At 73.9% G+C, this 12,246-nt stretch carries 11 protein-coding genes; 6 read left to right on the top strand and 5 right to left on the bottom strand.

All coding sequences use genetic code 11. From position 1 onward, the window contains the following. The first annotated feature begins 42 nt into the window (after positions 1-42). Together nirB and E1283_RS04965 are read left to right on the top strand one after the other, a co-directional pair. Positions 43-2,640, top strand: coding sequence for a nitrite reductase large subunit NirB (nirB, locus tag E1283_RS04970; protein WP_132816634.1), 2,598 nt, complete (start codon positions 43-45; stop codon positions 2,638-2,640). Next, entirely contained in the window at positions 2,637-2,975 is a 339-nt protein-coding gene (locus E1283_RS04965) for a nitrite reductase small subunit NirD (protein WP_132816633.1), read from the top strand. Before nirB ends, E1283_RS04965 begins: the two co-directional genes overlap by 4 nt. Here E1283_RS04965 and E1283_RS04960 read toward each other — a convergent pair. Continuing rightward, the gene (locus E1283_RS04960; RefSeq protein ID WP_132816632.1) at positions 2,972-4,378 is read right to left on the bottom strand and encodes a glycoside hydrolase family 10 protein; all 1,407 of its coding nucleotides are present in this window, start codon (positions 4,376-4,378) and stop codon (positions 2,972-2,974) included. The two genes, E1283_RS04965 and E1283_RS04960, sit on opposite strands and share 4 nt — an antisense overlap. Positions 4,379-4,616: 238 nt before the next feature. Here E1283_RS04960 and E1283_RS04955 point away from each other — a divergent pair, with 238 nt between their 5' ends. Beyond that, the gene (locus tag E1283_RS04955) at positions 4,617-5,480 is read left to right on the top strand and encodes a universal stress protein (RefSeq protein ID WP_132816631.1); all 864 of its coding nucleotides are present in this window, start codon (positions 4,617-4,619) and stop codon (positions 5,478-5,480) included. A gap of 61 nt (positions 5,481-5,541) precedes the next feature. Next, a complete protein-coding gene (locus tag E1283_RS04950) occupies positions 5,542-6,474 on the top strand; it encodes a phosphotransferase family protein (RefSeq protein ID WP_132816630.1) in 933 nt (310 codons plus the stop codon). Positions 6,475-6,512: 38 nt separating this feature from the next. Here E1283_RS04950 and E1283_RS04945 read toward each other — a convergent pair whose 3' ends face one another. Next, the gene (locus E1283_RS04945; protein WP_132816647.1) at positions 6,513-6,998 is read right to left on the bottom strand and encodes a gluconokinase; all 486 of its coding nucleotides are present in this window, start codon (positions 6,996-6,998) and stop codon (positions 6,513-6,515) included. A gap of 222 nt (positions 6,999-7,220) precedes the next feature. Between E1283_RS04945 and E1283_RS04940 the strand changes: the two genes are divergently transcribed. Together E1283_RS04940 and E1283_RS04935 are read left to right on the top strand one after the other, a co-directional pair. After that, positions 7,221-7,955, top strand: a complete 735-nt coding sequence (locus tag E1283_RS04940) for a FadR/GntR family transcriptional regulator (RefSeq protein ID WP_132816629.1) — start codon at positions 7,221-7,223, stop codon at positions 7,953-7,955. A 68-nt stretch (positions 7,956-8,023) separates the two neighbouring features. Further along, positions 8,024-8,470, top strand: coding sequence for a VOC family protein (locus E1283_RS04935; protein WP_132816628.1), 447 nt, complete (start codon positions 8,024-8,026; stop codon positions 8,468-8,470). An 82-nt stretch (positions 8,471-8,552) separates the two neighbouring features. Here E1283_RS04935 and E1283_RS04930 read toward each other — a convergent pair whose 3' ends face one another. The 3 genes from E1283_RS04930 to E1283_RS04920 all read right to left on the bottom strand — a co-directional run bounded on the left by E1283_RS04930 (position 8,553) and on the right by E1283_RS04920 (position 12,090). After that, positions 8,553-8,807 carry a hypothetical protein gene (locus tag E1283_RS04930; RefSeq protein ID WP_132816627.1) on the bottom strand — a complete coding sequence of 85 codons (255 nt, stop codon included), beginning with the start codon at positions 8,805-8,807 and terminating at the stop codon, positions 8,553-8,555. A 129-nt stretch (positions 8,808-8,936) separates the two neighbouring features. Continuing rightward, on the bottom strand, positions 8,937-11,354 hold the full coding sequence (locus tag E1283_RS04925; protein WP_132816626.1) for a glycoside hydrolase family 65 protein: 2,418 nt from the start codon (positions 11,352-11,354) through the stop codon (positions 8,937-8,939). A 7-nt stretch (positions 11,355-11,361) separates the two neighbouring features. Beyond that, positions 11,362-12,090 carry an HAD family hydrolase gene (locus E1283_RS04920; RefSeq protein ID WP_132816625.1) on the bottom strand — a complete coding sequence of 243 codons (729 nt, stop codon included), beginning with the start codon at positions 12,088-12,090 and terminating at the stop codon, positions 11,362-11,364. Between the last annotated feature and the right edge of the window lie 156 nt (positions 12,091-12,246).

Raw genomic sequence — 12,246 nt, 5'->3', positions numbered from 1 at the left:
GATGTCGCCGGGTAACAGCCCCGTCGCACGCTCGGACTCGTGATGACCCAGACCATCGTCCTGATCGGCCACGGCATGGTGGGCCAGCGCTTCCTGGAGGAGCTGGCCGACCGCAGCGTGCCCGACCGTGCCCGCGTCGTGGTGCTGGGCGAGGAGCCGCGTCCCGCATACGACCGGGTCCACCTCACGTCCTGCTTCACCGGCACCACGCCCGACGAACTCTCCATGGTCCCCGAGGGGTTCCTGGAACGACACGGCATCGAGACCCACCTCGGCGACCCCGTCACCGGCGTCGACCGGGAGGCGCGGACCGTGACCACCGCCGCCGGGCGCGTCGTCCGGTACGACACCCTCGTGCTGGCCACCGGCTCGTACCCCTTCGTACCCCCGGTTCCTGGGCGTGACGCCACCGGCTGCTTCGTGTACCGCACCGTCGAGGACGTGGCGGCCATCACCGCGCACGCCGGGGCCGGCGCCCGCACCGGCGTCGTGGTGGGCGGCGGGCTGCTCGGCCTGGAGGCGGCCGGCGCGCTGCGCGGGCTCGGACTCGCCACGCACGTCGTGGAGTTCAACAGCCGACTGATGGCGATCCAGGTGGACGAGGGCGGCGGCCGCGCGCTGCGGCGCGCCGTCGAGGAGCTGGGGGTGACCGTCCACACCGGCGTGGCCGGGCAGGAGATCACCACGGACGCGTCGGGCGCGGTGACCGGCATGGCGCTGTCGGACGGCACGACCGTCGAGGCCGACCTGGTGGTGTTCTCGGCCGGGGTGCGGCCGCGGGACGCGTTGGCCGGAAGCGCCGGTCTCGCGGTCGGCGAGCGCGGCGGCGTGGTGGTCGACGAGCGCTGCCGCACCGTGACCGACCCGGCCGTGTACGCGATCGGCGAGTGCGCCAGGACGGTCGACGGGATGGTGTACGGCCTGGTGGCGCCCGGCTACGAGATGGCCGCGACCGCCGCCGAGGCCATCGCCGGCGGCGAGGAGTGCGCCGCCGCGTTCCACTCGGCCGACACCTCGACCAAGCTCAAGCTGCTCGGCGTCGACGTGGCCTCGTTCGGCGACGCGCACGGCACGGCGGACGGCTGCCTCGACGTCGTGTACTCCGACGCCAGGGCCGGCGTGTACAAGAAGCTGGTGGTCGGCGGGGACGGCGCGCTGCTCGGCGGCGTGCTGGTCGGCGACGTGGAGTCCTACGGGCTGCTGCGGCCGATGACCGGCACGGTGCCGCCGGCGCCGCCCGAGCAGCTGGTGCTGCCGGCCGGGCTCGCGCCGGCCACCGCGCTCGGCCCGTCGGCGCTGCCCGACGAGGCGGTGATCTGCAGCTGCCACAACGTGAGCAAGGGCGCCATCAGGTCGGCGGTGACCGACGGCGGCGCCACCACCGTGCCCGAGGTGAAGAAGTGCACCAAGGCCGGTACCGGCTGCGGGAGTTGCCTGCGGGTGCTGGGCCAGCTGGTCAACGACGAGCTGGCGGCCAACGGCGTCGCCGTGGACACCGGTCTGTGCGGCTGCTTCGCGCACACCCGCCAGGAGCTGTACGAGATCGTCCGCTCCCTGCGGATCACCGGCTACCGGGAACTGCTCGACCGGCACGGCCGCCCCGAGGCGCGCGGCGGCGAGGGCTGCGAGATCTGCAAGCCGACGGTCGCCTCGATCATCGCCTCGCTGGCACCCGTCGTCGGCGCCAACGGCTATGTGCTGGACGGCGAGCAGGCCGCGCTCCAGGACACCAACGACCACTTCCTCGCCAACATGCAGCGGAACGGATCGTATTCGATCGTGCCGCGGGTCCCCGGCGGGGAGATCTCGCCGGAGAAGCTGATCGTGATCGGCGAGGTGGCACGCGACTTCGGCCTCTACACCAAGATCACCGGCGCCCAGCGGATCGACATGTTCGGCGCCCGCGTCGACCAACTACCGATGATCTGGGCCCGGTTGGTGGAGGCCGGCTTCGAGTCGGGACACGCCTACGGGAAGGCGCTGCGCACCGTGAAGTCGTGCGTGGGCTCCACCTGGTGCCGCTACGGCGTGCAGGACAGCGTGCGGATGGCGGTGGACCTGGAGCTGCGCTACCGGGGCCTGCGGTCGCCGCACAAGCTGAAGTCGGCGGTCTCCGGCTGCGCCCGCGAGTGCGCCGAGGCGATGGGCAAGGACTTCGGGATCATCGCGACGTCCAGCGGCTGGAACCTCTACGTCGGCGGCAACGGCGGCGCGACGCCGCGCCACGCGGACCTGCTGGCCCAGGACCTGTCGGACGCCGAACTCGTCCGCCTGATCGACCGGTTCCTGATGTTCTACATCCGCACCGCCGACCGGTTGGAGCGCACCTCCACCTGGCTGGAGCGCGTCGAGGGCGGCCTCGACCACGTGCGGGACGTCGTCGTCCACGACTCGCTCGGGATCTGCGGCGAGTTGGAGGCCATGATGGCCGCGCACGTCGCCCACTACCGCGACGAGTGGGCGGAGACGATCAACGACCCGGAGAAGCTGCGGCGCTTCGTCTCCTTCGTCAACGCGCCCGGCGCGCCCGACCCGACCGTGGCCTTCGTGCCCGAGCGCGACCAGCACAAGCCGGACCTGACGCTGCTGGCCGGGCCGACCCTGCCCATCCGGACGCTCGAAGGGAGCGCGTCGAAGTGAAGGTGGAGATCCAGGCGGCGGACGGCGGCTGGGTGCCGGTCTGCGGGCTCGCCGAGCTGACCCCGGGGCGTGGCGTGGCGGTGCTGCTGCCGGACGGGCAGCAGGCCGCGGTCTTCCTCGACCGGCGCGGCCGCACCTACGCCATCGGCAACCGCGACCCGTTCAGCGGCGCCTACGTCCTCTCCCGGGGCCTGCTCGGCTCGCGGGGCGGCTCGGGCCGGCCCTTCGTGGCGTCGCCGCTGCTCAAGCAGCGGTTCGACCTGTCGACCGGGCGGTGCATCGACGACCCGGACCCGGCGCGGACCGTGCCGGTCTACGCCACCCGCAGCCGCTAGGACGGGGCTTGGCCCGCGGTGGTGCAGGTGGTGCCGTTGAGGCTCAGCACCGGCGCGGCGTTCACGGCGCCGCTGTTGGTCTGGAAGCCGAAGCCGAGCGTGCCGCCGGCGCCCACGGTGCCGTTCCAGGAGACGTTGCGGGCGGTGACCGTCGTACCGCTCTGGGTCAGCGAGGTGTTCCAGGAGCTGACCACCGACTCGCCGACCGGCAGGCCGAAGGTCACGGTCCAGCCGGCGATCGGCTGGCCGGTGGTGACCCGGACGTCGACCGTCGAGCCGGCGTTCCAGCGGTTGGTGACGCGGTAGTCCGCGACGCACGAGCCAGGCTCCGGCTCGGGCGCGGGATCACCGCCCAGCGCCTCCACAATGGCGTGGTAGGCGGGCTTGGGTTGGTAGTTCTCGTCCCACGGCAGGGCCGCGCCCTGCCCGGGGAAGGTCGGCGGGATCCAGGAGTCGGCGTCGGTGAAGCCCCAGAGGGTGACACCGGCGCACCCGTCGACCGCCACGCAGGCGCCCACCACCGCGCCGTAGTCGACGGCCTGTTGCTGGAGCTTGGCGGCGTCGGACGGCAGTTGCATCCGCACGTCGAGCTCGGTCACGGCCACCTCGAGCCCCAGGTCGGCGAACCGCCTGAGGTTCTGTTCCATGCTGGCCGGCACCTGGCCGAGGATCAGGTGGGCCTGGAAGCCGACGCCGTCCAGCGGCACGCCCGCGTCGAGCAGCGAGGTGACGAGCTCGTACATGCCGTCGCTCTTCGCGCCCAGGCCGTCGGTGTTGTAGTCGTTGATGTAGAGCCTGGCGTCGGGGTCGGCGGCGCGGGCGGCGCGCAGCGCGTCGGCGATGTAGTCGGGGCCGATCTCGCGCAGGAAGACGGTGTCGCGGAGCGTGCCGTCCTCGTTGAGCGGCTCGTTGACCACGTCCCAGCGGGCGATCCGGCCGGCGTAGCGGCCGACCTCGGTGGCGACGTGGTCGGTCATCACCTGGCGCAACTCGCCGTCCGCGAAGGTGCCGTTGGCCACCCAGTCCGGCAACTGGCTGTGCCAGACGAGGGTGTGGCCGTGCACCTCCTGGTCGTGGGCCTCGGCGTAGTCCACGATCCGGTCGGCGCCGGCCCAGGAGTAGCTGCCGCGGGTGGGCTCGACGGAGCCCCACTTCATCTCGTTGCCCGGGGTGAGGCTGCTGAACTCGGTGCCGGCGACGGCGGTGTAGTTCGCCTGGTCGAGCAGCGGGCCGTTGACCCCGAGCCCGAGGAACCGGCCGCTCTCGGCGGCCAGTTCGCGTAACGGCGGGGCGGCCGCGCGGGAGTCTGCGGCGCCCGCCTGCCCGGTCGGGGCGAGCAGCGCGACGGCGGCCAGCGCGGCGACGACGACACCGCGGGGCGTGCGGCCCGGATGGAAGAACATCGAGGGCGTCCCTCTCGGTCGAGCCCCCGCCAGGCTGACGCCCCCCTTTCTAAGCGCCTGCCGCGATCATGTCAATGGGTGCGGGCGCCCGGGTCACGCCGGGCCGTGTGGCGTGCCGGGCCGTGTGGTCCGCCGGGTCGTGTGGCGTGCCGGGTCGTGTGGTGCGCCGGGTCCCTGGAGTCGCCGGCGGCCCGGATCGGCGGGACAGTGGAAGGAGAGCGCGGCACGAGGAAGGAACATGGATCGTCCTCCGATCACGGTTGGCGTCGACGGAAGCACGGAGAGCCAGGCGGCCCTGGAGTGGGCCGCCCGCGAGGCGACCAGACGCGAGCTGCCGCTGCGTCTCGCGCACGCCTGGATGGAGGAGGCGCTGTTCATGCCGACGCCCCCGGACGAGGGCGTGGCACGGCGGCTGCTGGAGGGCGCCGAGGCGGAGGTGCGGTCCGGCCATCCGGAGCTGACGGTCCTCACCCGGCTGGTTCCCGACACCGCCGCGGCCGGCTTGGTCGGCGAGTCGGAGGACGCGGAGCTGCTGGTCCTGGGCTCCCGGGGCCACGGCACGGTCGTCGGCTTCCTGCTCGGCTCGGTCGGCCAGCCGGTCATCGCGCACGCCAGCTGCCCCGTCGTCTCGGTGCGGTCCATCGAGGCCCGCAGGACCATGGAGGGCGACGAGGTCGTGGTCGGGCTGAGCGACCTCGGTCCCGCCTCGGAGCCGCTGCTCGACGCCGCCTTCACCACGGCCGCCGGCCGGGGCGCCGGCGTCCGGGCGGTGCACGTGTGGGGCGCGCCGTCGACGTTCGGCCGGGACGTCCCGGACCTGCTCCAGCGCCGCGGCCACCAGCCGGTGGAGGACCAGCAGGCGCGGCTGCTGTCCGAGACCCTGGCCCCGTGGCGGGAGCGGTACCCGTCGGTGCGGGTCACCGAGCACCTGCGCTTCGGCAACGCCTCCGAGGAGCTGCTGGCCGCGACGTCGTTCCGGGCCGCCCTCGTCATCGTCGGCCGCCGCGTGCACCGCCCGCACCTCAGCCTGCGCATCGGTCCGGTGGCCCACGCGGCGCTGCACCACGCGAGCTGCCCGGTGGCGGTCGTCCCGTACGGCTGACGCCCCCCCGGCGGCGGAAACCCCGGTGACGGCGGGGCGCGCGCTGCCTACGATCGGGGCCGTGCTCTCCCGCCCCTCCTTCATCGACGACGACGCGGTCGCCCACGCGGTCGGCGCGCACTGGCTGTCCGAGGCCACCGAGGTCGCCCACCTGCCCTGGGGGTTCGGCGCCTACCACTGGCGGGCGCGCGGCGCCGGCGGCCGGACCCTGTTCGTGACGTTGGACCGGTTGGCGCCCCGACACACCGCGGCCTCGATCGAGGCCGCCTACGCGGGCGCCGCCGCGCTCGCCGCCGGCGGCCTGGGCGCGGTGTGGGCGTCGCTGCCCGCCGCGTCCGGGCGCTTCACGGTCGACATCGGGCCGGGGGTGCTCAGCGTGACGCCGTGGCTGGCGGGGCGGTCGCCGACCGAGGCGGAGGCCCGCGAGCCGGCACACGTCCGCGAGGTCGCGGCCGCGCTGGCCGCCCTGCACCGTGCCGCGCCGCCGGACGGCCTGCCGCGCTGGGCGCCGCGGGTCGGCCGGGACTTCGCCGAGCGGCTGCGGGCCGCCACCGCCGCGCCCTGGGCGTCGGGTCCGCTGGCCGAGGAGGCGCGGGGCGCGCTCGCCGCCCGCCACGACGCGATCGGGCGGTGGACCGCCCGCTACCTGGACCTCGCGGACGCCGCCCGCTCCCGCCGGGCGTCGTGGGTGCCCACCCACGGCGAGCCGCACCACGCCAACCAGGTGCTGGGGCCGGACGGCCTGCGGCTGGTCGACTGGGAGTCGCTGATGCTCGCGCCACGCGAGCGTGACCACGCGAGCCTGCTCGACACGGCCGCCGGCCCCGAGCTGACCCCGGCCCCGGACCCGGCGATGGTGGAGCTGTTCGCGCTCGACTGGCGGCTCTCCGAGATCGCCGAGTACGCGCGCTGGTTCGCCGCGCCGCACCAGGGCAGCGAGGACGACCACACGGCCCTCGCGGGGCTCCGCGAGGAGCTGTCGGACGCCGGCTGACAGGCGTCGACTGATCGGCGGCGGGCGGCAGGCGGGGGTCAGGACCGGTCGGCGCCCGGCACGGCGTCGAGGGCGTGGCGGACGATGGCCTCGGTGCCGCCCGCGATGTCGACGGCGACCCCGGCCTCGTCGTCCGCCAGCGGCTGGAGCGCGGCGAACTGCGAGTCGAGGAGCGCGGTGGGCATGAAGTGGCCGGCGCGCGCCGCCATCCGGGCGCCGACGAGCGCGCGGTCGCCTGCGAGGTGCACGAAGAACAGTCCGGGTGCCGCGGCGCGCAGCCGGTCCCGGTAGGCCCGCTTGAGGGCCGAGCAGCTGACGACGCCGCCCTCGGCCGCGTGGTCGTGGGCCCAGGCCCCGATGGCGTCGAGCCAGGGCGCGCGGTCGTCGTCGTCCAGGGGGGTGCCGGCCGACATCTTGGCGATGTTCGCCGGCGGGTGGAAGTCGTCGGCCTCGGCATAGGTGACGCCGAGGCGGGCGGCGAGCAGCTCCCCCACGGTGGTCTTGCCGGAACCGGCCACGCCCATCACCACGACGACGGGGGCGTCCTGCGACTGCGACACCGCGTTCCCTCCTTCGGCCCCTGGACTTGGCTGGTGCGGACACTCAATCCCATATGTATGACGTATTCAAGGTCCTGTGATCCAAACGTCATACGACAGGCCGGCCGAGGGGTCGTCGCCCGGCCCGTAAGCTGAACCGGCCGCGGCGGCGACGGCGGTCCGACCAGGTCAGGGGGCGCGAGAACCATGGACAGAGGCCACCAGGGGCTTCACTCCAGGCTGCTCACGGTCCTCGGCCCGGCCATCACCGCCGGCGACCACCCGCCGGGCAGCGTGCTCCGCACCGACGAGTTGGAGGAGCGTTTCGGGGTCTCCCGCACCGTGGTCCGCGAGGTGATCCGGGTCCTGGAGTCCATGCACCTGGTCGAGTCCCGCCGCCGGGTCGGCGTGACCGTGCGGCCGGCGGCGGAGTGGAACGTCTTCGACCCGCAGGTCATCAGGTGGCGGATGGCCGGCGCCGACCGGTCGCGCCAACTGCGGTCGCTGACCACGCTGCGGTCCGCCGTCGAGCCGGCGGCCGCCGGCCTGGCCGCGGGCAACGCGAGTCCCGAGGAGTGCGCCGAGATCACCGGGCACGTGATCGAGATGGTCGCCACCTCGCGCGGCCGCCAGCTCGACGCCTACCTGGTCCACGACATCGCGTTCCACCGCGCGGTGCTGCGGGCCTCGGGCAACGAGATGTTCGCCCGGCTCGGGGACGTGGTGGGCGAGGTGCTCTCGGCCCGCACCCGGCACCGGGTGATGTTCGACGACCCCGACCCGGCGGCCGTCACCCTGCACGTCCGGGTCGCCGAGGCCATCAGGGCCCGGGACCCGGAGCGTGCCGAACTGCTGACCAGGGAGATCACCGAGGGCGCACTCCGCGAACTGGACGTCCTGGCACCCGGCCCTGGCCCCGGCGACGGCTCCGGCGAGGGCTAGCGGATGCCGGGCCGGGAGGTCGTGCCTACGCTCGGAGGGCCGGGGGCCCGTGAGCGAAGGAGCGCGCCATGTCCGAGCAGCCCAACGCCTTTCCCGCGCCGAGCGAGGGCATGGCGGTGACCCTCTTCCTCACCGTGAGCGACGTGGCTCGGTCGCGGCGGTTCTACAGCGAGGTGCTGGGCGGCGAGATCGTGCTGGAGGAGAACCCCTGCACCATCAGGCTCGCCAACAGCTGGGTCATCATGAACCCCGGCGGCGGCCCGACGCCCGACAAGCCCGACGTGACGCTCCGTCCACCGGACGGCGCAGCGACCGTCTCCAGCTTCATGAACCTCCGGGTGGCCGACATCCAGGCCACCTACCGGGAGTGGACGGCGAAGGGTGCCGAGTTCCTGACCCCGCCCCTCGACCGCGAGGCCGAGCTGCGCTGCTACCTGCGCGACCCCGACGGCTACCTCATCGAGGTCGGCCAGGCCACCGGGATGCTCCACGGCCACTTCGCCCGCAAGACGTGACGAAAAGGGGTCGCCGGGCCACGCGGCGCGCGGCCCGGCGACCCGACCCCATCCCGTCCCGGTCAGTCCCGTCCCGTTCCGGTCAGTCCGCGAGTTGGCCGCGGTAGCCGACGGGGCCCTCGCCCGGGAACTGGGCGGTTCCCTGGAAGGCGGAGCCGTTGTCGAAGAACGTCACCGACCCGTTGCCCTGGTCGCCGCTCCACGTCACCGTGGTGCCGGTCGACGGCGCCCCGTCCCCCGGCACCGAACTGTCGCGGTTCGCGATGCTGAGCGTCAGCGGCTGATCGTCCTGCCACCCGCCGCCGCCGGTGTGGATCTCCGTGTTGTAGGTCGCCATACCCCTTGCCTTCCTGTCGCCGGCGGCTTCCGGGCCCGCCGGCTCCGAACCCTTGCGGCGAGACACTGGCCCCCGGCCGGCCCTCCCAACCGCCACACGGGACCAAACCACCCCCAGGGGTAACAGGGGTCAGGTGGCGAGCGGCAGCAGCCGCTCCTCCCCCGGCGCGATCTCGACGCGGACGTCCGGCGGCAGCACCACCCGGACGCCGTTCTCCTCCCACGGCGGCACCCCGATCCACACCTGCCCCGGCTTCATCCGGATCCGCACCTCGACACCCCGGTACCGCACGCGCAGCCCGAACTCCGACAGCTCGGGCAGCGGAGCCGGGTCGAGCAACAGCGCGTCGGCGCGGGTCTCCAGGCCGGTGAGGCCGCGCTGGACCAGGTCCAACGTGCCGGCCATGGCGCCGAGATGGATGCCCTCGGCCGTCGTCCCGCCCTGGAGGTCGGAAACGTCGCTGGCCAGCGCCTCCCGCAGGTGCGTCCACGCCTCGGCGTGCCGGGCCCTGGCCAGCACCCACGCGTGGACGACGCCGCTGAGCGTCGAGCCGTGGCTGGTCCGCGCCAGGTAGTGGTCGACGGTCCGCCGCCAGCCCTCGTCCGTCAACTCGTAGCCCAACCGGTCGAAGATCGCCCGCAGTTCGTGGGGCGCGAAGAGATAGCCGAGCATCAGCACGTCGGCCTGCTTCGACGCCCGGTAGCGGTTGACCGTGTCGTCCTCCGCCTCCAGGATCCGGTCGAGACGCCGGATGTCGCCGTAGCGCTCCCGGTAGCCGTCCCAGTCCAGCTCGGCCAGCTCACCGTAGCCCGCGAACTGGCTCACCACGCCCTCGTGGAACGGGACATGGAGCCGCCGCGACACCTCGTCCCAGCGGTCGAGGTCGCCGCCCCGCAGCTCGATCCGCTCGAACAGCTCCAACCGGCGCGACGCCGGCAGCATCCGCGCCAGGTCGAGGGCGCGCGCCAGCACCCACGCCGCCGTGACGTTGGTGTACGCGTTGTCGTCGAGACCCGGCTCCGACGCGTCCGGGTAGCCGTCGTGGTACTCGTCGGGCCCCAGCACCCGCCGGATCCGGTACCGGCCGAGCGTCCCGTCGTACTCGGCCATCGACGACCAGAACCGGGCGACCTGCAGCAGGATCTCGGCGCCCCTGGTGTGTGCGAACTCGGTGTCCCCGGTGGCCTGCGCGTAACGCCACACGTTGTAGGCGACGGCCGAGCCGGCATGGTGCTGGAGCCGCGAGTTGTCCGGCAGCCAGCGCCCCGAGCGCGGGTTGAGGTGCACCTCGGGCGTCTCCTCCCGCCCGTCGCTGCCGGACTGCCACGGGTAGCAGGCGCCCTCCCGCCCCGACTCCCGCGCCGCCCGGACCGCCGCCGGCAGCCGCCGGTACCGGTAGGTCAGCAACGCCTTCGACAACTCGGGGAAGTGCAGGTTCAGATAGGGCAGCACGAACAGCTCGTCCCAGAAGACGTGCCCCCGGTACGCCTCGCCGTGCAGCCCGCGCGCCGGCACCCCCACGTCCAACTCGGCGGTGTGCGGCGGCGACAACGTCTGGAGCAGATGGAACGCGTGCAGCCGCAGAATGTGCCCCGACTCCCCCGGCACCTCCAACTCCGCCTGCCGCCACAGCCGTTCCCAGGCCACCAGGTGGGAGTCGAGCAGCGTCGCGAAGTCCGGCGCCGACCGCACCGCGGTGAGCGCCGACTCCATCGGCCCGCTGATCGCCGCGTCCCGCGAGGTGTAGAGCGCGACCACCTTCTCGACGCTCGCCGCCCGCCCCGGCTCGGCCGGCAGCGTCAGCCGCTGGGCGATCCGGAAGTCGGACTGCCGGTTGCGCACGTTCTCCGGCGCCCCGTCCGGGTCCGCCCTGGTCCTGGCCGCCACCACCACCCGCACGTCGGACGCGGTGGTGCGGCAGCGCAGCCACACGACGCCCGGCTCGGCCGGCCCGGCGATCCCGGTGCCCATCCGGGTGAGGTGGTGGCTGGCCAGGTCGCGGTAGCGGGACACGCCCGTGTTGCCCACCATGCCGTCGATCGCCGACTCGACCTCGACCGTCCCCGTCCAGTCCTCGGCCGTGAACGTGGTGCGCAGCGCGGCGAGATGCGGGTCGCCCATGTGCACGATGCGGGACTGCTCCACGCCGAGGTGCCGGCCGTGCTCGTCACGGAACCTGATCCACCGGGTCAGGATTCCGCGCCGCAGGTCGAGCGCCTGCCGGTAGAGCAGCAGGCCCTCGCCGTCCCGGTCCGGGTGGAACCAGTGCCCGTCCGGGCCCTCGTCGGGGTGCATCCGGAACCGCAACGGCAGCCAGTTGGGCAGGTTGACCACGTCCTCGTGTTCGAGGAGCCGGCCGGCCAGCACGGTCGGCAGCCGGTTGTAGAGGCCAGCGGCATAGGTGCCCGGGTAGTGCGCGGCGCCCGCGTTGGTCTCGGGCGCGGCGCCGCGCGTCGCGAAGTAGCCGTTGCCCAGGGTGCACAGCGCCTCGCGCAGCCGCTCCTCGCGGGGGTCGTAGCCCTCGTACTCCCAGGTCCAGTCGGGCACCGCGGGCTCACCTCCGCGCGCCGAGCAGCTCGCCGAGATCCCCCACCACGAGGTCGGCGCCGTGCTGCCGCAGATCGTTCGCACTGTCCGGGGTGTCCATCCGGTCGACGCCGACGACCAGCCCGAACCCGCCGCGCCGCCCCGCCTCGACGCCGGCGAGCGCGTCCTCCACCACGGCCGTGTCGTTCGCCGGCACGACGAGGCGCCGCGCCGCCTCCAGGAACAACGCGGGCTCCGGCTTGCCGGGCAGCCCCAGCCTGGCGACGTCGTTCCCGTCCACCACGGTCTGCAACAACGACCGCACCCCGGCCCTGGTCAGCAGGTCGCGTGCATGCCGCGACGAGGAGATCGCCGCACAGCGGACGTTCGCCCCGTGCAGCGCCAGCAACAGCCGCACCGTGCCCTGGTAGACATCGACGCCCTCCTCGTCCAGCACCCGGGTGAACAACTCGTCCTTGCGGGCCGCGATCGCACAGACGGTGTCGGTGCCGGGCGGGTCGTCCGGATCGCCGTACGGGATGTCGAGGCCCCGCGCCGCCAGGAACGCCGCCGCACCGTCGAGCCGCGACTTGCCGTCGACGTGCCGCCGGTACTCGTCGACCTGGTCGAACGGCGGATCGACGCCGGGCACGGCGTCGAACGCCTCCTTCCACGACGTGGCGTGCGCCCGGGCCGAGTCGGTGATGACACCGTCGGTATCGAAGACGACAGCCCGGCAGGCCCACAACTCCGGCATCGCCACCACCACCGCCTCCCGACTCTCGCAGGACCGCCCTTCCATGGGACCGCGACGAGGCCCACCCCGCAACCGGCGCGCCCTGGCGCGCGCCCGGCCCCGGGACAGACCGGGGCACGGACGGCGGCCCCCCGCGCTCCGCGCGGGGTTTTCCCC

Origin of the sequence: Streptomyces hainanensis (genome assembly GCF_004348415.1) — a bacterium.
Classification (GTDB): domain Bacteria; phylum Actinomycetota; class Actinomycetes; order Streptomycetales; family Streptomycetaceae; genus Streptomyces; species Streptomyces hainanensis.
Note: the sequence above shows the minus strand (reverse complement) of the source record. Positions and strands in the feature narration are given on the sequence as shown.

Bases quoted from the DNA above. Each gene is read 5' to 3' on its own strand.
- E1283_RS04920 (WP_132816625.1), bottom strand. From the start codon at position 12,090: ATGCCGGAGTTGTGGGCCTGCCGGGCTGTCGTCTTCGATACCGACGGT.
- E1283_RS04935 (WP_132816628.1), top strand. From the start codon at position 8,024: ATGTCCGAGCAGCCCAACGCCTTTCCCGCGCCGAGCGAGGGCATGGCG.
- E1283_RS04955 (WP_132816631.1), top strand. From the start codon at position 4,617: ATGGATCGTCCTCCGATCACGGTTGGCGTCGACGGAAGCACGGAGAGC.
- E1283_RS04930 (WP_132816627.1), bottom strand. From the start codon at position 8,807: ATGGCGACCTACAACACGGAGATCCACACCGGCGGCGGCGGGTGGCAG.
- E1283_RS04940 (WP_132816629.1), top strand. From the start codon at position 7,221: ATGGACAGAGGCCACCAGGGGCTTCACTCCAGGCTGCTCACGGTCCTC.
- nirB (WP_132816634.1), top strand. From the start codon at position 43: ATGACCCAGACCATCGTCCTGATCGGCCACGGCATGGTGGGCCAGCGC.
- E1283_RS04945 (WP_132816647.1), bottom strand. From the start codon at position 6,998: ATGGGCGTGGCCGGTTCCGGCAAGACCACCGTGGGGGAGCTGCTCGCC.
- E1283_RS04960 (WP_132816632.1), bottom strand. From the start codon at position 4,378: ATGTTCTTCCATCCGGGCCGCACGCCCCGCGGTGTCGTCGTCGCCGCG.